The organism is Pontibacter coccineus (genome assembly GCF_030546575.1).
GTDB lineage: Bacteria > Bacteroidota > Bacteroidia > Cytophagales > Hymenobacteraceae > Pontibacter > Pontibacter coccineus.
Map to the genome: position 1 here is coordinate 221,603 of NZ_JAUOTN010000003.1, position 18,445 is coordinate 240,047.

At 52.0% G+C, this 18,445-nt stretch carries 12 protein-coding genes; all 12 read left to right on the forward strand.

Annotated elements, in window-relative coordinates:
- The first annotated feature begins 737 nt into the window (after nucleotides 1-737).
- The 12 genes from Q4E40_RS08195 to Q4E40_RS08250 all read left to right on the forward strand — a co-directional run bounded on the left by Q4E40_RS08195 (nucleotide 738) and on the right by Q4E40_RS08250 (nucleotide 17,854).
- Nucleotides 738-3,863, forward strand: a complete 3,126-nt coding sequence (locus Q4E40_RS08195) for a SusC/RagA family TonB-linked outer membrane protein (RefSeq protein WP_303411326.1) — start codon at nucleotides 738-740, stop codon at nucleotides 3,861-3,863.
- A 19-nt stretch (nucleotides 3,864-3,882) separates the two neighbouring features.
- A complete protein-coding gene (locus tag Q4E40_RS08200; protein ID WP_303411327.1) occupies nucleotides 3,883-5,376 on the forward strand; it encodes a RagB/SusD family nutrient uptake outer membrane protein in 1,494 nt (497 codons plus the stop codon).
- A gap of 611 nt (nucleotides 5,377-5,987) precedes the next feature.
- Nucleotides 5,988-6,227, forward strand: coding sequence for an Arm DNA-binding domain-containing protein (locus tag Q4E40_RS08205; protein ID WP_303411328.1), 240 nt, complete (start codon nucleotides 5,988-5,990; stop codon nucleotides 6,225-6,227).
- A 324-nt stretch (nucleotides 6,228-6,551) separates the two neighbouring features.
- The gene (locus Q4E40_RS08210; RefSeq protein ID WP_303411330.1) at nucleotides 6,552-7,013 is read left to right on the forward strand and encodes a mobile mystery protein A; all 462 of its coding nucleotides are present in this window, start codon (nucleotides 6,552-6,554) and stop codon (nucleotides 7,011-7,013) included.
- On the forward strand, nucleotides 7,004-7,600 hold the full coding sequence (locus Q4E40_RS08215; RefSeq protein WP_303411331.1) for a mobile mystery protein B: 597 nt from the start codon (nucleotides 7,004-7,006) through the stop codon (nucleotides 7,598-7,600). Before Q4E40_RS08210 ends, Q4E40_RS08215 begins: the two co-directional genes overlap by 10 nt.
- Nucleotides 7,601-8,336: 736 nt before the next feature.
- Nucleotides 8,337-8,903 carry an RNA polymerase sigma factor gene (locus Q4E40_RS08220; protein ID WP_303411333.1) on the forward strand — a complete coding sequence of 189 codons (567 nt, stop codon included), beginning with the start codon at nucleotides 8,337-8,339 and terminating at the stop codon, nucleotides 8,901-8,903.
- 63 nt (nucleotides 8,904-8,966) lie between these two features.
- Nucleotides 8,967-10,022 (forward strand): FecR family protein, encoded by a 1,056-nt coding sequence (locus Q4E40_RS08225; RefSeq protein ID WP_303411335.1) that lies wholly within the window; start codon nucleotides 8,967-8,969, stop codon nucleotides 10,020-10,022.
- 91 nt (nucleotides 10,023-10,113) lie between these two features.
- Complete coding sequence (locus Q4E40_RS08230) at nucleotides 10,114-13,236, forward strand: SusC/RagA family TonB-linked outer membrane protein (protein ID WP_303411337.1); 3,123 nt, start codon at nucleotides 10,114-10,116, stop codon at nucleotides 13,234-13,236.
- A gap of 18 nt (nucleotides 13,237-13,254) precedes the next feature.
- On the forward strand, nucleotides 13,255-14,583 hold the full coding sequence (locus Q4E40_RS08235) for a RagB/SusD family nutrient uptake outer membrane protein (protein WP_303411339.1): 1,329 nt from the start codon (nucleotides 13,255-13,257) through the stop codon (nucleotides 14,581-14,583).
- Between the two features lie 83 nt (nucleotides 14,584-14,666).
- Entirely contained in the window at nucleotides 14,667-15,659 is a 993-nt protein-coding gene (locus Q4E40_RS08240; RefSeq protein ID WP_303411340.1) for a phosphodiester glycosidase family protein, read from the forward strand.
- A gap of 23 nt (nucleotides 15,660-15,682) precedes the next feature.
- The gene (locus Q4E40_RS08245; RefSeq protein WP_303411342.1) at nucleotides 15,683-16,873 is read left to right on the forward strand and encodes an Sb-PDE family phosphodiesterase; all 1,191 of its coding nucleotides are present in this window, start codon (nucleotides 15,683-15,685) and stop codon (nucleotides 16,871-16,873) included.
- A 36-nt stretch (nucleotides 16,874-16,909) separates the two neighbouring features.
- Nucleotides 16,910-17,854 carry a sugar phosphate isomerase/epimerase family protein gene (locus tag Q4E40_RS08250; RefSeq protein WP_303411343.1) on the forward strand — a complete coding sequence of 315 codons (945 nt, stop codon included), beginning with the start codon at nucleotides 16,910-16,912 and terminating at the stop codon, nucleotides 17,852-17,854.
- Nucleotides 17,855-18,445: the final 591 nt, after the last annotated feature.

Consider the following 18,445-nt stretch of genomic DNA (forward strand, 5'->3'; position numbering starts at 1 on the left):
AATACTTGTTATAGCGACTTTTTATGCGTGTGCGATAACAGGTTGTGCAAATGCTTGCAGCCGTCGCCCAGGCAGGTGCTTCACTATTTCTATCCACTGGCCTTTCTTGTTGGTTCACCTTCCCCCGACCTGTATGCTTTAACCAGCGGCTTTTTAATAAAATGCCTCATTTCACCCGGTGAAGCATAGGGTGATTTGATGTGCAGACTGCATCCAGTGCATGTATGGGCGTAAGGCTGCAGCAGCACATGCTGGCCAGGTTAAAGTTTTACGCAAACGTTTGAGTAATTTCTGAGGAGCTGAAGTTAAGCGGCATCCTGTATTGCCCCTTGGGAGAGTTCCTGCATGTTGCCCCTGCCACCACCCGAATGCCTGTTTTAATGACTGTGGCGCAGTCTGAAGTTGCTTCTGAACAAGCGGGAGCAGCTTTTTGCTTTCACAATTCGCCTCCCCATTTGCCTCCTCGTCCCCCGGTCATGTTGCGCTATCTGCCTGTAGCGCGGGTGGAATAGGGTAAAGCGCATGGCTTTAGAGGAGGAGTAGGCAAGTGCTAGGCAATGTATGTTTGAACAATGATATTGAAAAATCAGAGGCTGGGTCTTTTGCAAACGTTTGCGTTGTGATTTTGGAGCCAAGGATGGAGGATAGAATATTATTATTTTTAAATTAAATCATGCGTTATCGCACACACTATTATACTTTGACAATCTAACCTGGAACCACTAAGCTCAAAAAGTATGATTGAAAACTACAGAAATGATGGAGCTTTTCTTCACAGAATCCTCCACCTGCAAAATCGAAGGAATGGGAAGCTTCTCCAGCCGCTGCCACTCCTGGTCAGTGTACTATGCTTTCTGCTTGCCTTAAACCCCTTATTTGCGCAAAGCAAGCAGGCAATACGTGGCAAAGTAGTAGATGATAGGAATCAGCCGCTTATTGGTTTGACGGTGGTCGTGAAGAACTCAACCACCGGCACGACGACCAATGCAGAAGGTGACTACACCATCACAGCCACTCCATCTGATGTGCTGGTCTTCTCTTATATAGGTTATCAGGCGAAGGAGGTGCCTGTGGGTAGTCAAACGACGATTAATGTGACCATGGCGACAGAGGCCAAAAGTCTTGATGAAGTTGTCGTGGTAGGCTACTCGAGCAGGTCACAGTCTGAACTGGTAAGCTCGGTATCAGTGGTGAGTGGGGAGAAGTTACGGGACGTGACCAGTAACAATACAGCTACGATGTTACAGGGAAAAGCTTCCGGTGTGGTGGTGTCGAGTTCCAGCGGCCAGCCCGGCGAGGCGCCAACCGTGCGCATCCGGGGGACAGGTTCCATTTCCGCCGGGGCGGAGCCGCTGTATGTGGTGGATGGCATCATTGGCGGAACTGCCAACCCAACAGACATTGAATCGATCACTGTGTTGAAGGATGCTGCTGCTACAGGCCTATACGGCTCCAGGGCTGCCAACGGGGTGATTGTGATCACGACAAAGCGGGGTAAGGCCGGTAAAACGCGGGTGTCTTATAACGGCACTACGGGTGTGAGCCGCCGTACAACAGGCAATTTTGAGGTGATGGACGGGCAGCAGCTGTTTGACTACACCAGCCGGATGTACCAAAACGACTACACCGGCAAGCGGAACAATCACATTGCGACGCTCAGCAAAACAACACCTAACCCAACAGAGGCAGAAATAAATGCTTACCTGTCCTCCAAGAGCTTCCCGGCGACCTATGGAGATTATGTAAAAGGAGTGTTGCCTGCCCAACCGGGAAACACAGACTGGCTGGATGAAGCTTTCAGAACCGGCATTACCAACAACCATCAGCTCTCCGTGTCAGGCGGCTCGGAAAAGACCCGTTTCTACCTTAGTGGAAACTACTTCCAGGAAGAAGGTACGGTCGTGAATACAAGTTATGAACAGACCAACTTCAGAGCGAACATCACCCACGACATCAACCCGGATGTAACAGTCACGGCAAGAGTCAACACGCAGTTTTCAACCAGAAACAATGATCCATCTGGTGCCATCTACCAATCATTCATCAACATGCCCTGGGACAGTCCCTACAACGAGGACGGTACAATCCGGTATGTGGATGCCAGCACGAGTGAGTGGTACGGCCGTGACAGAAGTAATTTCCTGTACACAAGCCAGTATAATTACAATAAACGCAGAGGCCAATCGCTGGATGGGGACCTGAAGCTGGAATATAGGATAACAGACTGGCTCTCGTTTTCTACGACCAACAGGTACAGTGTGGGCAATTCACGCGCTGAGTCCAACAACGATTCGCGTACACCCGGCGGCAAGTCTGTGAATGGCTCCCTGAGCAATACTTATAGCTATAACAATAGCTTCCTGACCTCCAACCTCCTGACTACAAGCAAGCAGTTTGGCCAGCATAATGTGAGGGGAATACTGGGCGCTGAGTATCAGGCTAACTTCAACGATGGCATGAATGCGACAGGACAAGGCATTTTTCCCGGACTGGAGGTGCTGGATGCTGTCGCCAAGCCTGTCACAATTGGGGGTTACAAGTCACAAAGTAAGTTCATGTCCGGCTTCCTGAACGTGGACTACGATTACGACGGCAGGTACTTCGCCACGGTGTCCTATAGGAGAGACGGCTCTTCCCGCTTCGGTCAGGACAAGCGCTTTGGCGATTTCTACTCCATCGGCGGCGCATGGTCTGTTTCCAACGAAGATTTCTTTCAGGAGCTTGCCAGTACGATCCACCTCTTCAAGGTGCGAAGCAGCTACGGTGTGACAGGCAACGCCAACATCGGCGACTTTGCTGCACTGGATCTCTATCAGTTTAACGTGCAGTATGCCAACCAGCCCGGTGGCTTTCCGCGCCGTCTGGTGAACCCGAACCTGACTTGGGAAAAGGCGCACACCTTTGATGTCGGCCTGGAGGTGGGCTTGTATAGCCGGGCGACCCTCACCGTGGACTTCTACAACAGGACCAACAAGGCTATCCTGCAGGATGTGCCGCTCTCCTCTGCCACTGGTTTCTATTGGCAGACGCAGAACATCGGCTCCGTTAGAAACAAAGGGATTGATATAGAATTAAGCACGCAGAACCTGACAGGGAACTTTACCTGGGAAACAGACCTCAACCTTTCTTTTAACCGCAACAAGGTTTTGGAGTTGTACGGTGGGCAGCCCATAGAACAGGGCAACCAGCGCATTGAGGTAGGGCAGCCGATTGGCTCCTGGTACATGAGAGACTGGAAAGGCGTGGATCCGGCTACGGGGGCTCCGCTGTGGTTACTGAGAAAGTATGATGCGGAAGGCGACTTTGTGAAAGACACCGTGACGACTTCTTATAACAGCGCCACACGGGTATACACCGGTACGGCTGTACCTAAATTTTCCGGAGGTTTCCGCAACACCTTTGCCTATAAAAACTTTACCCTGTCTGCTTTCTTGAATTTTGTATACGGCAACAAGGTGTACAACTATAACCGGGAGCTGTTTGATGCAGATGGTGCCTACCCAACTTATAACAATATGGTGCTCCAGAACGGCTGGAGCCGTTGGGAAAAAGAAGGCGACATGGCCACGCATCCGAAAGCGGTCCTGAACGGCAACCTGGCCTCTAACAAAGTCTCGTCGCGCTACCTGGAGGATGGCAGCTACCTGCGTCTGCGTAACATCACCCTATCCTATAATCTGCCGGCCGCCTTTGCGACGAAGTTAAAAGCAGAAGGGGTGCGCGTGTTTGCCAGTGGTGACAACCTATGGACATTGACCAATTTCTCAGGTATGGACCCGGAAGTGGATTTGACCACCGGCTCCTCCGTCACGAGATACCCCATCAGCAGGAAGCTCATGATCGGCGTTAACGTTGACTTTTAACCCTTAAACCCAATCAGCCATGAAACTTATTTTTAGAAAATATATTTTCCCAGCTATGCTTAGCACCCTGGTGCTTGCCGGCTGCTCCGATGATCTGGACGTTAAGCCTTACGATGGGCTTACGTTTGATCAGACAACCAATACGCCTGAAGGACTCAAAGCTGCCACTATAGGAAACTACAGTTATCTGAAAGACAGTTATTATACCCGCAATTATCACATGTTAACGGAATATGCCAGTGACAACGTGGCGTTGAGCGGTACTACTACAGATCCTTTATTCTACGCCTACAATTACCAGCATCTTACCTCCATGTCCATTACCACAAACTTCTTCCGGAAGGCTTACCAGGCCGTTTACGGAACAAATGTGGTGATAGAGAAGCTGAAGGAGGGGCAGTCCGCGGATCTCGACCAGATACTTGGCGAGAACTACTTCCTACGGGCCATGGTGCACTTTGACCTGGTAAATGTTTTCGGGCGCCCTTATGCGCAGGATCAGGGAGCATCGTTGGGAATCATGATTCGGGACAACACCGATATAAACGATCTGCCGCCCCGAAGTACAGTAAAGCAGACGTATGAGTTCATTCTCAGAGACCTGGAGAAGGCGGCGCAACTGATGGGCAGCACCAAGAATAGCAGCTTTGCCTCAAAAGAGGTAGCCTATGCGCTTCTGTCCAGGGTGCACCTCTTTATGGAAAATAACGAGAAGGCGATTGAGTATGCGAACATGGTGATCAACTCCAACCGCTATGCCTTGGTAAGCACGGCTGATCTACCCAAGTATTTCTCGTTCGCCAACGAAAGCAACAAAGAGACGATTTTCGCCATCAAGCACACCATACAGGATGACAGAGGCTGGGCTTCTCTTGGGTCTATGTACCTGAGCGATGGCATGGGGTACGGTGAAATGTATGCCTCAGCCAGTTACCGTAACCTGGTTGATAAATTTCCTGATGACAAGCGCAGAGAGTTTATTGTGCCGGTATACCTGAGAAATGCAGATGGCTCGATCAGAACAGGAGCCGATGGCAAACCATTGCTGGCCGCAAGAAACGGTTATGAGAAGTACTTCATTACAAAATATTCTTATCAGGAGGGTGTCGTCACGTTGAGCTCTCCTGTATACCTGCGTCTGGCAGAAATGTACCTCAACCGCGCGGAGGCCAATGCCAAGTTGGGGAACCAGGCTGCTGCGTTGGAGGATGTAAACCTGATCAGGCAACGGTCTGGCTTATCAGGCGATGCCCTTTTCTCCCCTTCTAACATGATGGGCTATACCAGTGTATTGGACGTAGTTCTGGATGAGCGCCGACTGGAGCTGGCTTGGGAAGCGCATCGAAAGTTTGATGTGTTCCGCAATAATCGCACGATGGTTCGCAACTACCCAGGAACACACCTGCCTTCCGGGCAAACAACCCAAGAAATACCTTATACACATCCACGGGTCGTGTTCTTTATTCCGGAAGAGGAGATCATACTGAATCCTAACCTGGTTCAAAATCCATAGCCTAGGCGGCGGTAAAAGAATCTTTCGTTAAAGCTGCTTCGGACGGAAGATGTGCCTCGTTCAGGACTTTAAGCAGTGGGCAATCTTGTATTTGTATCTGAAATATCAAAACGGGGTTGTTAGAAAGGTCAGAAGGGGTGGCGTGATAAAATAAACTCAGAGACCCTTGACTTACGAAAGCCGCCAGGTTTCTCCTCCTGGGTGAAGCGTCTCGACCTGTTTGCGCGCATGGTGTTTACTGGCATAGGAAGATTTCCGAGTTGGAGCGATGGAATTGTGGGAGCATGCGATGTAGAAAGGGTGGGCATTGACACAGCAAAGAGGTGGGCGGCACCTTTCATGAGCCTGTCACGCTTTTGAATGCGACTAAGGAACCTTCATCACCACTTAGTCCCCTGTCAGTTAGCAAATAAGCCCTTAAATCAGCGATTTGAGGGCTTATTTGTTTTTAGCCCCTCCTGAATTTTACATTTTCTCTCCTTTCTGAGGCAGCCAATTCGGGTACCCGAATTGATGTGCAACCAGCTGTCTGTAAGCAAGATGTACTGTGTTTTTACATCTTGTGCAGCCTTCGGTTGATTGTTGAATTCAAGTATAAAAGGAGGAGTTGTATGGACACCAAGATCAGTATCCTGTTCTACGGCAGGAAAGCCGACAACCTTTCGCCGATCTACCTGCGCGTCACGCTGCAGGGCAGGCGGCTGGAGTTGAGCACCCACCGCTACATCTCGCCCGAACGATGGTCGGCCAAGGCCCGGAGCGTGAACGCCTACCTGGACACCTTGCGGGCAAAGGCCTATGATCACCACCGGAAGCTGCTTGAAAGCCTGCGGACCTACTATATTTTTTAATTCTAAGCTGTGAGAAGCGTAATTTTCATAGTGTTATACCACTAATCATGTAATAACCTCAAGCTCTATATGTCTTCACGTATTTTTGATATTCCTTTACACACATTCTCGCAGTGTCATTCTGTATAATCAACGTATAGGTTGACTGGAATAGTCAATGAATCAACTAATATGTTTACTTTTACAAAATAATAGTATACTTTTATGTTTACTATAACATGATGTCTGTAAACTAATATGTTTACTCCATTCAAGAAAAGTAAACTAATATATTTACCTTTATCAAGTAACAGTAAACAAATATGTTGATTAATTAAGGTGTTTATGCGAAATAAAAAGAAGCTACTGCTGGAGCAATTGGATCGAAAAATTGCTCCTTATAAGGTTTTGGCTAAGACTCCAGTCCCGGAACAAGGTTGGATTCACGCTATTCGGGTCGCACTTAACATGACTTTAGAGCAGTTAGGTTATAAGCTGGGCAAGACAAAGCAAGGCATCAAAAAGATAGAGGAAAGAGAAGCTACTGGTTCAATCTCCCTAAACGTGTTGAAGCAGGTAGCTGAAGCGCTTGACATGCAGCTCGTGTACGGCTTTGTGCCGAAGCAAGGGTCAATGGAGAAGTTCGTCGATCAACGAGCACAGCAGCTAGCAAGAAAGATCGTCCTAAGAACAAGTCAGCACATGAAGCTGGAGAACCAGGGAAATAGCGATGACCGAATCCGGCAGGCAATCGAAGAGCTAGCTGAAGAGCTTAAACGTGAAATGAAGGGCACGTTATGGGATTAGAATATGCCTATCTGGATGGCCAGACTCCTTTAGATGAAGAAGAGAAAGAAGGGCTGCTACTCAAAACGATCACCTCACACGGGGAACTGGACGAATTCGAACAGCTAAACATTGAAAAGGCAATCGCCTGGACTATGGGAACCAGGTTCAAGAGGGATGCCATACTGACTGAGAAGTTTATCAGAACGCTGCATAGGCGCATGTTTGGCGATGTATGGAAATGGGCGGGAGAGCTCAGGAGAACAGAGAAAAACATTGGTGTACCTTGGGTTACAATAGGTATGGAACTCAGGTACCTGCTAGAGGACACCGCCTATTGGATCAATAATAAAACGTATCACCAAGACGAGATAGCGATCCGCTTCAAGCACCGGCTGGTCAATATCCACTGTTTCCCAAACGGGAACGGGCGGCATTCACGCATCATGGCAGACATCATCATGGAGTCCATCTTTGGGGAAGATGCCTTCACATGGAACAGATCCAACATGGTGAAAGCGGATGCTACGCGCAAAGCCTACATTGCCGCCATTCGAGCTGGCGATAAAGGTGACATAACGCCGCTGCTTCAGTTTGCGAAAAGCTGAGCCTTATGCGGGAAGTTATTGGATTAGAAGCAGGAGATAGTAACTGGGCATAGGCTCTTTCTTCCCTAAGATTGTATACCGGAAGTAGGGTAATTAACTTTTACTTTCTAGGCTTGATGTTTGTGAAATAAAGCAGTAGATTTGATTAAAGAAAATACTAGAATCCTCAGTAGGAGGTAAATTCGGGTGACCGCTGAAATTTGGAGTAATAAGTAATTGATAATAAACGTGTTGTGGAGTAAGTTCAAATCCCTCACTCTCTGCTGGTAGCGATACCATAATCATCTGAAAGCCTGCAAATGATAAGTTTGCAGGCTTTTTTGTTTTTGCACAACTGTCAAATTATTCACTTTTTCGCAGTATGAAGGTGAGTTAGCTGGTGAGTGCGCCATACTTTTGGATTGTTCATATAGACAGCGAGCTGCAAGGGTGTTTCTATTGGCTGCGTCAGTGCATCCCTCGCCGCCCCGTGATGGAGCAGCAGCACGACTGTATCGTAAACAAGCCTGATAGCTGAATTATCAAAAAAGTCGGTCTCGTAATAGGCACTTCCCTACATGGGTGGGATATAAAGGCAGGTATACAGAAAACAATAGGAGTAGTTGTGACAAGAGGTAGTACCTGCTCATTGCATCTGCCAGCTGTATCGGCGCTGTAACACCGATTTAACAGAAACTTAACCCACGCGCTCCTGAAATGTTGGTTCCTTTGTACAGGATTAACTTTTACCAGCGTGATGACTTCTGACAGTACCGACCTGCTAAGCATAAGACCCACCTCAGATGAGGCTGCTTTTGAGCAGCTATATGATGAGTACCACCAAAAAGTATACTTCTACTTCCGCAAACAGACCCACTCCGAGTTCATGGCCGAGGAGCTTGTACAGCTAACCTTCATCAAACTGTGGAAGCACCTGGAGCGCCTCTCCGACGACGCGCCCATTTCCTCCCAGATCTTCCGGATAGCCCGCACCACGCTCATCGATACCTTGCGGAAACAAGCAGTGGAGCGCGAGGCCCTGCAACACGCCCAGCTTCCCGGAGAACATACCTATACCGAAAACACCGTGTACGCCCACTGCCTGCAGGAGGACATTCAGGCGGCGGTGGAAAAACTGCCGCCGGTGCGCAAAAAGGTTTTCCAGCTTAGTCGTTTCCAGGGCCTCTCGTACCAGGACATCGCCCGGGAACTTTCCATCTCCACCAAAACAGTGGAAGACCACCTCACGAAAGCCACCAAACATTTGAAATTGCTCCTCAGGTATAGTCACGTGCTGCTGTGGACCTGGCTCGGCTCATGTTAAATAATTGTTTCCGGCAGGGGACAGGCTGCTGAGGATCGTATTCACTGTGTTTAGATACCACAAATGGACTCACACCAGCTAGAGCGATTTCTGCAAAACAAAGCCAGTGCCAGCGAAGCCAAAGCGGTGGCCCGGTATCTGGAAGAAAGCCCGGCTGCACTCGAGCGATGCCTGCCGGAATCAGAATGGGAGCAAACCAACAGCAGGCTGTGGCTAAAAGAAAAGGCGTCGCGGCGTATGCTGCGGCACATACAGCGCGAAGTAGGTGTGCATGGCAAAAGCTACTGGAACCTGCGCATAACTGCCGCTGCCGCTTCCATTGTGCTGGGCCTTTTCCTGATTGGGCAGCTATACCTTAACCGCACACCTGACAGCACCTCAGTCGCGGCGGCAAGCGATATAACAAAGGGTGTATTTGCTGTAAAGGTGAACAATTCCCTTCGGTCGGTAGCCTTTATGCTGGAAGACGGCTCGGCAGTGGAGTTGCTTCCCGGGGCGGAGGTCACCTACCCGCAGCCTTTTGTACAGGGAGACCGGCGCATGCTATACCTCAGAGGCGAGGCCGTATTCAACGTAGCCAAAGACAGCTTACGTCCCTTCACCGTGCAGGCTGGCGGACTGGCAACCACTGCGCTCGGCACTTCCTTTAAAGTAAAGGCACCCGGCGGCGGCAAACCGGTGCTAATACAACTCTATACCGGCAAGGTGGTCATAAAAGCGGCCTCCGAAGCCCTTAAGCAAAAGGTGAAAGAAGTATACCTGACACCCGGCCAGCAACTCGAGCTGGATACAAAGAATCTGGTAGGGCGGGTCAGCCATATAGTGACGGCGAACAAAAAACCTGAAAGGGGAACTTCCCTGCCCACTGATGAAGAAGGCAGCATGACCATCAACGGTGACGTGATTGATTTTAGTAAGTGCCCATTGCCTGAGGTGCTGGATAAGCTTTCCAAATTATACGCACATGACATCCGGTATAGGCAGGCCGACATTGCCAAGATCAACTTTACCGGTAAAATAAGCACTAGCGATTCACTGGAACGGGTGTTAAAGACCATCGCGGTGCTCAACGAGCTTCAACTGAAAAAGGGGCAGAACAGCTACCGCATCAGGAAATAAATCAGACACATAAAAATTGCTCCGTCAGTCGACGGATGAAGCGTTCTGGCAACAGGACGTAAGGGGAAATCTTTATCCAAACACATACACTATGAGCGTAAAGTTTACCAGGAAAGGCAGGCCGATCTGGCCCAAAGTCCTATTGTTTTTCATGCTGACTGCCCTGTACGGGCACAGCAGTTACGGCCAAAGCGCGCCCGAGCAGGTAGTAGGGGTGGTGCAGGATGCGGGCGGTGACGCACTCATCGGCGTGTCGGTACTGGCCAAAAATGAAAGTACCGGCCAGACCAGCGGCACCACCTCCAATGCAGCAGGCATGTTCTCGTTCAGCAGGCTGCCGCTCGGCGGTCCGTATACCTTCTCCTTCAGCTACATCGGTTTCGAGCCGCAGGCGCTTACCGGATATACCTTAGCGGAAGGGGAGAAGGTATCGCTTATGGTTAAGCTGAAAGTAGCCGAGTCGAAACTCAACGAGGTGGTGGTGATCGGCTATGGTCAGAACACGCGCCGCAACATCACCACGGCCATCTCCAGCGTCAACCCGGCCGATGTGGCTGATCGCAACGTGCCGAGTGCCAACCAGTTGCTGCAGGGCCAGGTAGCGGGCGTGAACCTGACAGTGAGCAATGGGACGCCCGGTGGCGCTTCCCGCGTCAACATCCGTGGCGTGAGCTCGATCAACGGCGACAACGAACCGCTGTACGTGGTGGACGGTATTCCGATCTCCAAAGCGCGGGCCAGCTATAACTATACCGGGGAGTTCATCCAGGACCCGCTCTCGCTGATTAACCCATCCGACATTGAGTCCATTGAGGTACTGAAAGATGCCGCTTCGGCCGCCATTTACGGTAGCCGCGCTGCCAACGGCGTCATCCTGATCACGACTAAACAGGGGCGCAAAGGCGAGCCGAAGATCTCGGTTTCGCAGGTGTCGGGTATCCAAATGATGCCTAAAAAACTGAACCTGCTCAACCCGCAGGAATACATTAGCCTGCAGCAGGAGGCCGTAGGTAACTACAACCGCGACCTGAACCTGAGCCCGGGCAAAAGCGGCTACATCGACATCAACAAAGTGCTGGGCAACGTGCCTGCCGATCCGTATGATGTGAACTGGCAGGATCTGATCATCAACGAGGGCGCAGCAACGCACCAAACGGATTTTTCCTTCAGTGGCTCCAGCAACACTGTGAAATACTATACCTCGGTAGGCTATCAGAACCTGGAAGGCCTGTTGAAGAACAGCGCCCTGGAACGCTACTCGCTGCGCACCAACCTGGATTTCACCCCGAACAAAGTCCTCAATTTTGGCCTCCGGTTCGGCGGTAACTATACCAACAGCTCCTCGGCCCCCAACGGCGACCAGGGTACGGCGCTCTTCCAGCGCTCGCTCGAGCAGCGCCCCTACGACCGTATTTACAAAGACGACGGCACGTTCAACATCGGCGGGAAAGACATCCTGCGTCACAACGGGGTGCAAGTGTTGGAAAACGACCTGATCGAAGACAAAAACTACCAGGCGCTGATCAACCTGTATGGTAACGTCAACTTCCTCCAATACTTTACCTGGCACACGGCCTACAACGCCGAGCTTCGCTTTGGCCGCGGTTTCCGCCACCAGACGCGCCTGCACCCCTACGCTTCCGGCAAAGGCCTGACCATCGATACGCGCGGCAACCGGGTGTCGCAGAACATTGACAACACACTGACCTTCTTCAAGAGCTGGGGCGGAGACCTGAACACCGAAGCCATGATGGGCTATACCTACTACCAGGACGCCTATGATTTCAACAACGCGCAGGGCACCGAGTTTCCGTCGGATGACTTCAGGCACATTACCTCTGCCACGGTCACGACGGCAAGCGGCGACGCCAACAAGTATGCGATGGAGTCTTACCTCGGGCGGGTACAGCTGGATTACAAAGGCCGTTACTTCCTGTCGTCTTCGCTGCGCTACGATGGTTCTTCCAAGTTCCACAAAGACAACCGCTACGCCTATTTCCCTTCCGTGTCTGCAGGCTGGGTGTTCACGAGCGAGAATTTCTTCCCGACAGCAGAATGGCTGGAGTTTGGCAAGCTGCGTGCCAGCTGGGGCAAGACCGGCAACCAGGACGGCATCGGGATTTACAGCTACATGCCGCTGGCCTCCGGCGGGTATAACTACGGTGCCGAGACAGGCCTTTCGGTTACCTCGCTGGGCAACCTAAACCTGAAGTGGGAGACCACCCGGCAGACAAACTTCGGTCTGGATCTCTCATTCCTGAACGGCCGACTGGCGCTTACCTATGACTACTTCATTAAGAATACCGACGATCTGCTCTACAACGTGCCGACGCTGGCTACGAGCGGTTTTACGCACCGCACCACCAACATCGGCTCCATGGAAAACAAGGGTCATGAGTTTACCCTTACCAGCGTCAACATTGAGCAGGAGGGCTTCCGCTGGAGTACCAGTCTGAACATGGCCTCTATCCGCAACAAAGTAACCAGCCTGATCGGAAACGAGCCGATCCAGGTGGGTGGCTGGAACGCCATTATCCCGGGCAAGCCGCTGGGCGTGTTCTACGGGTATAAGCAGCAGGGTATTTACCAGCACATTGAAGAAATTCCCGAAGCCTTGCAGAAGCAGGGGGTACGCCCGGGCGATATGATCTTTGAAGATCGGGACGGCAACAACCTGATCAACTCGGCGGACCTGTCGGTGATCGGCAGCGCGCAGCCCGACCTGTACGGCGGCCTGACCAACAATGTGGAGGTTGGCAACTTTGACATCTCGCTCTTTGCCACCTTCTCCCTTGGCAACGAGATTGCCGCCGCCTGGCGCTCCGGCCTGGACCACATGGGTGGCCGCGATTACAACCAGGTGCGGGACACTTACGAAAACCGCTGGACCGGACCGGGCACCAGCAACGACGTGCCGCGTGCCACCAAAAGCGCCTATAACATGAAGAACAGCAGCTACTTCGTGGAAGATGCATCCTACCTGCGCATCAAGAACCTGACCATCGGCTACAAGCTGCCTGCTTCTATGCTGCAAAAGCTGGCTGTACAGCAGGCGCGGGTATACTTATCCGGCACTAACCTCTATACCTTCACCGGTTACAGCGGCTACGATCCGGAGGCTTCCAGCTCGCTCGACGCCCGCTCGTTTGGTATCGACAACCTGGTGACGCCACAGCCACGCGCCTTTATGGCCGGGATCAATGTAAGTTTCTAATTTTTAACAGTGTATAACATGTTTCGAACATATAGACTAGTAACATTCAGCATGGCCCTGGGCGCAAGTGTCCTTTTCGCCTCGTGCAGCAAAGAACTGGATGTGACACCTGAAAGTGCCGTATCGCCTGACCAGATCACCGAAAGCAACGTCGGCTTCTTCCTCAACGGCCTGTACCGCGCCGCTACCCCCGAGCGGGACAATTACCTGATCAACGACATCCGGGGCGGCAACTATACCTGGACGCCGCTTTCGGGCAACAACAGCGCCTACGGCCGCCTGATCACGGGCAATGGGGTAGACGACGGGCTGAGCTACTCCTCGTCGCTCTGGAAAAATACCTACCGGACCATTTACAGCGCCAACAACGTGATCCAGGCCTGCGACAAGCTGGGTGCACAGGGTAGTGTGAAAGTGGTGAAAGCCGAAGCGAGCTACCTCAGGGCCTACCTGTATTACCAGTTGGTAACCGCTTTTGGCGGCGTACCGTTGATCGTGGAGAACACTACCGAGAACCTGACCCGCAACACGGCCGACCAGGTATGGGAGCAGATCATCAAGGATTTGGACTTTGCTATCGCAGAGGCCAAGCCGCTGAAAGAAGCCACCAACAAACGCGTGTCCAAAGAGGCGGCCATGGGATTAAAGGCACGGGTGCTCCTGGCAAGGGGCAACAAAGCGGAGGCCGCCCAGCTGGCGCAAAGCGTGATTCAGAGCAGCGGCCTGGGTCTGGTAGCCGATTACGGCAGCATCTTCCGTAACACGGCTGCTTCCCGCGAGGTGCTCTTTGCTTTCGCTAACCTCAAAACCGAAACCAACTTGCGCTTCTCCAGTTTGTTCTGGCCTTACGGCACCACCTGGGCCGGTTCCTACTTCGTGCAGCCTTCCACTGAAGTGCTGGAGTCGCTCTATACCCCTGACGATGTGCGCGGCACCGTGAACATCGACACCATTTACAATGCCGACAAAACCTATAACGTGATCGTGAGCAAGTACTGGGATGTGCAGCCGGTGATCGTGAGCCGCTTGTCGGAAATGTACCTGATCAGCGCCGAAGGACTGCCAATGGAGCAGGGCCTGGTATACCTGAATGCGCTTCGCAAGATCCGGGGCGTGGCGGAGTATACTGTAGCCGATTTTGCTTCGCCGGAAGCCTACCTGAACGCGGTATTGGAAGAGCGCAGAAGAGAGCTCTACAGCGAAGGTTTTCTGTTCTTTGACCTGGTGCGCACGGGCAATGCGATCGACCTGCCCAATATTCAGAATACGAACCAGTATGTGCTGCCCCTACCCGGCGACCAGATCAACCTGTCGAACGGGGTGCTGACGCAAAACCAGGGCTATTAAGCACAGTGATTAAAGTAGATTGATTGACTGAGGAGGGAGTCAACCGCAGGGGCGGCTCCTTTCTTTTTAACTTCCCAAACCACATGCAGATTAACCCAAACATGGTATTCAGAAAACTCAGCTTCCTGGCGCTTGCGGCATGTATACTAACGGCCTGCCAGCCCACAAGACCGGAAGCCAGCCTCGGCGCTGCCACCACAGTGAAACCAGTGCTTCAGGATACAGCAGGCTGGAAGATCGACACCCTCTCCACGGGCTTTATCAGGTATAACTACACACGGTATTACGAGCCTTATACCTCGGCGCAGATCGTAAATGTGCTGGAGGTAGACCTGGCATCCGGCAGGTATGATCTGGTGCTGGACAACGTGTTCCCGGAAGATTCTCTGTCGTCTGTGGCGGAAGCGCACCAGCCGGCGCTGGCGGCTGTTAACGGCACCTATTATGAACTTGTCGAAAACGGACAGTCTTCCTCTTTTTTCAAGGCGGATAACGAGATCAAAACCTCGGTGACCCTACCGACCGAACACAAGCTCTTCTGGAAGCACGAAGGCGCGTTTTATTACGATGGGGCAAAGAAACAAATGGGCATTGCCTACGGCGATAACGCTTCCTACACGCAGATGCCTTATGCCAACATCATCTCGGGTTCACCGATGCTCATCTACGAGTACAAGCCGGTGGGCGAGACGTTTGCCAAGTCAGAGGACAAGCCCCTGGAGCAGCTCGACTACGAGCACCCTGACCGGCACCAGGGGGTGCGGCATCCGCGCACGGCCATCGCCACCGTGGGAAAGAACCGGGTCCTGCTCATCACCGTTGATGGCCGCCACGCCGGCCAGTCCGCGGGTATGTCGGCTAAGGAGCTGACGCAGTTCATCCAAAAGTACTTCAACCCGGCCTATGCGCTTAACCTGGACGGCGGTGGCTCCACTACCATGTGGATCAGAGGAGAAGGCGTGATCAATTACCCAACCGACAACAAGCGCTTCGACCACTACGGCCAGCGCCGGATCCGCAATTACATCATGGTAACAGAAAAGTCCGCGAACGCAGCTTCGGAGACAGAGAAGTAGCAGGTATCGATAAGAAAAAATGTATGAAGCTACAGAAATTAACCCCACTACTATTGGCCTGCTTGCTGGGATTCGGCGCAGAACTGCAGGCCCAGTCCGTGACAAAAGTTGAGGAGAAGGTGAAGCTGCCGGACATCCCCGGCTACCAGACACTGAAATGCGATTTCCACATGCACACAGTCTTCTCGGACGGGCACGTTTGGCCGTCTTTCCGGCTGTACGAGGCTGACCGCGATGGGCTGGACGCCATCTCCATCACCGAGCACATCGATTACGAAGGCTATCCGGACGAAATCAAGAAGGATTACAACAAGTCGCACCAGATCGCCACCGAGTCGGCCGCCAAAACCAACGTGCTGGTGATACAGGGGGTGGAAATCTCTCCCCGCGTGACGCCTTACCACCACAATGCCCTGTTTGTGAAGGACGCCAACAAACTCCCCGCCGACTACATGAAAGACGGGAAAAAGAAGTTTGTGATGAAGGACAACCCGACCGAAAAACAGCTGCTGGCCCCGTTCCGAGAGGCTAAAAAGCAGGGTGCCTTTATCTTTTACAACCATCCCAATTACCGGTGGTGGGACAAAGACAAGTATGGGCTGGACCTATTTTCAGACCTGCATCGGAAAATGCTTGCAGAAGGCTTGCTGCATGGCGTGGAGGTGGTGAACTCGGGCATTTACAACCTGGAGGCCCACCGCATGGCTGAAAAGTATAACCTGACCATGCTGGCCAACTCAGATGAGCACCGGGACATCAGCTATACCTACCGTCACTCGCACCGGCCCATGACGCTGGTCTTTGCCAAAGAACGCTCGGAGGAAGGAATCCGGGAAGCGCTGCAGGCGCGCCGCACGGCGGTATACTTCGACGATTACCTGGTGGGCCGTGAACCGGAACTGGACGCCTTTTTCAAAGCGTCCCTGGTTATAAAGGCCGAGAGAAGCACCCAACGCAACGTCGAGCCAGTCATCCGGATCCGCATTCAAAACAACTCGGACATCCCCTACGAAGTGACCTGCCAAAGCGATTATGACTTCGAAAATCTGCCGCTGGGTCGCGTCATGCTGAAGCCACATGAGACTACCACGCTGACATTGAAAACGCTGTGGCAGGAGGTGCAGGAAGTACCATTACGTTTTGAGGTGCAGAACGTGCTGGTGTCTCCGGAAAAAGCGCTTACTTCGGAGCTTCGGGTAAAGGTTAGTGAGTAGTAAGTAAGGTATAGCTACACTCTAAATTTTAAACGTGTGAAAAAGACGTTCAACAGTTATCTGCTGGTTTTCCTTCTATACCTGATGACGGTTCCATTTGCCGCCGCCGCTCTTCCTGAAAAAGCACCCAAACCTCTTAAAATTGGCTATGCGCTGGGCCTTACCAAAGTATCGGCTGAGCAAATGAAGTATGCCAAATCGGTTGGAATAGATTATGTGGAAATTTCCTTCGGAGGCCTGATCGATGGGAACCGGAATTTCAAGGTGAGTGACGAGGAGATGACCGCGCTCATGCACAAGGCCAAAAAAGCGGCGGACGATGCCGGTATCCAGGTCTGGTCCATCCACATGCCCTTTGGCAAGCGCATCGATCTCTCCATGACAGACGAAACGGAGCGCCAGCAGGTGGTAGCCTTGCACCGGAAAGTGCTCGGGTACTGCAAAATCCTGCAGCCACAGATCATCCTCTTCCACCCAAGCTACTACCTGGGCCTGAACGAACGGGAGGCGCGCAAGAAACAACTGGTCAAATCGGCCACCGAACTAAACAAAACGGTACGCAGCATGAACGCGACGATGGTGATCGAAAACATGCTGGGACCGGAGCTGTTGGTAGATGCGGAGCGGGAGCGGCCGCTGTGCCGCACGGTGGACGAGACTATGGAAATCATGAACCGCCTGCCCAAAAGCATTTACGCCGCCGTGGACATGAACCACATCAAAAACCCGGAAAACCTGATCCGGGCCTTAGGCAAACGCCTGAAGTCGGTGCACATCGCGGACGGAACCGGGGAGGCAGAAAACCACTACTTCCCCTGCTCGGGGCAAGGCAATAATAACTGGACCGAAATACTGGCCGCGCTGCACGAAGCCCGTTATACCGGCCCGTTCCTGTACGAGAGTGCTTTCGAAGATGCCCGGGATCTGAAAGCATGCTATGAATCGCTGTACAGCACCTTTGTAGAGGAGAAACAGTTGTAACAACGAAAGGAAGCAGGTAGCGGGATCAGAGCGGTTGACGTGCAGGAACACGTTAGCCGCTCTTTCCTTTTCCATGATGTGGAAGACTTTTTACCCTGTGAAAGGGAAGGCAGCAGACGCTTAGCGGAACACCCTATGACAAAATCTTTACTTCTTTTGCTGCTTATCCTGAATCCCTAGGTGTCTGCTGGCGCAGCAAAAACCGCTATCAATTTTGTAGAAGCCAAAAGCCTTCCCCCGACCGGGCAAGGGAGCAGCAATCCGGGAATGTATCATAGGCTGGACACAGCTGAATTGACCAGCCTGCCTGGAAGACTGCAGGAACTCGCACCCAGTGCAGCCGGGCTTCAGTTGCTTTTTCAGACAGACTTGGGAAACAATTCTCCCCATCGGGAAACACACTTTTTGTCAACATCCAATGGCCTGGTCTGACCCTGGCAATCACAGGTCCGTGGAGGAACTGATCGGCTGACGATTCTGACCTAATTGGCCGTTGCCTGCATAGTGCCTTATGATAGGAGTTTATACAAACGTTATAATAGGGTAACATTCTGGCAATACTCGTTGTTTACCTTGCAGCAGCTAGATATA

What these genes read in the sequence shown, in the direction of transcription:
- Q4E40_RS08220 (WP_303411333.1), top strand. Translation starts at nt 8,337, where the DNA reads ATGACTTCTGACAGTACCGACCTGCTAAGCATAAGACCCACCTCAGAT.
- Q4E40_RS08240 (WP_303411340.1), top strand. Translation starts at nt 14,667, where the DNA reads ATGCAGATTAACCCAAACATGGTATTCAGAAAACTCAGCTTCCTGGCG.
- Q4E40_RS08215 (WP_303411331.1), top strand. Translation starts at nt 7,004, where the DNA reads ATGGGATTAGAATATGCCTATCTGGATGGCCAGACTCCTTTAGATGAA.
- Q4E40_RS08210 (WP_303411330.1), top strand. Translation starts at nt 6,552, where the DNA reads ATGCGAAATAAAAAGAAGCTACTGCTGGAGCAATTGGATCGAAAAATT.
- Q4E40_RS08205 (WP_303411328.1), top strand. Translation starts at nt 5,988, where the DNA reads ATGGACACCAAGATCAGTATCCTGTTCTACGGCAGGAAAGCCGACAAC.
- Q4E40_RS08200 (WP_303411327.1), top strand. Translation starts at nt 3,883, where the DNA reads ATGAAACTTATTTTTAGAAAATATATTTTCCCAGCTATGCTTAGCACC.
- Q4E40_RS08245 (WP_303411342.1), top strand. Translation starts at nt 15,683, where the DNA reads ATGAAGCTACAGAAATTAACCCCACTACTATTGGCCTGCTTGCTGGGA.
- Q4E40_RS08235 (WP_303411339.1), top strand. Translation starts at nt 13,255, where the DNA reads ATGTTTCGAACATATAGACTAGTAACATTCAGCATGGCCCTGGGCGCA.
- Q4E40_RS08225 (WP_303411335.1), top strand. Translation starts at nt 8,967, where the DNA reads ATGGACTCACACCAGCTAGAGCGATTTCTGCAAAACAAAGCCAGTGCC.
- Q4E40_RS08230 (WP_303411337.1), top strand. Translation starts at nt 10,114, where the DNA reads ATGAGCGTAAAGTTTACCAGGAAAGGCAGGCCGATCTGGCCCAAAGTC.
- Q4E40_RS08195 (WP_303411326.1), top strand. Translation starts at nt 738, where the DNA reads ATGATTGAAAACTACAGAAATGATGGAGCTTTTCTTCACAGAATCCTC.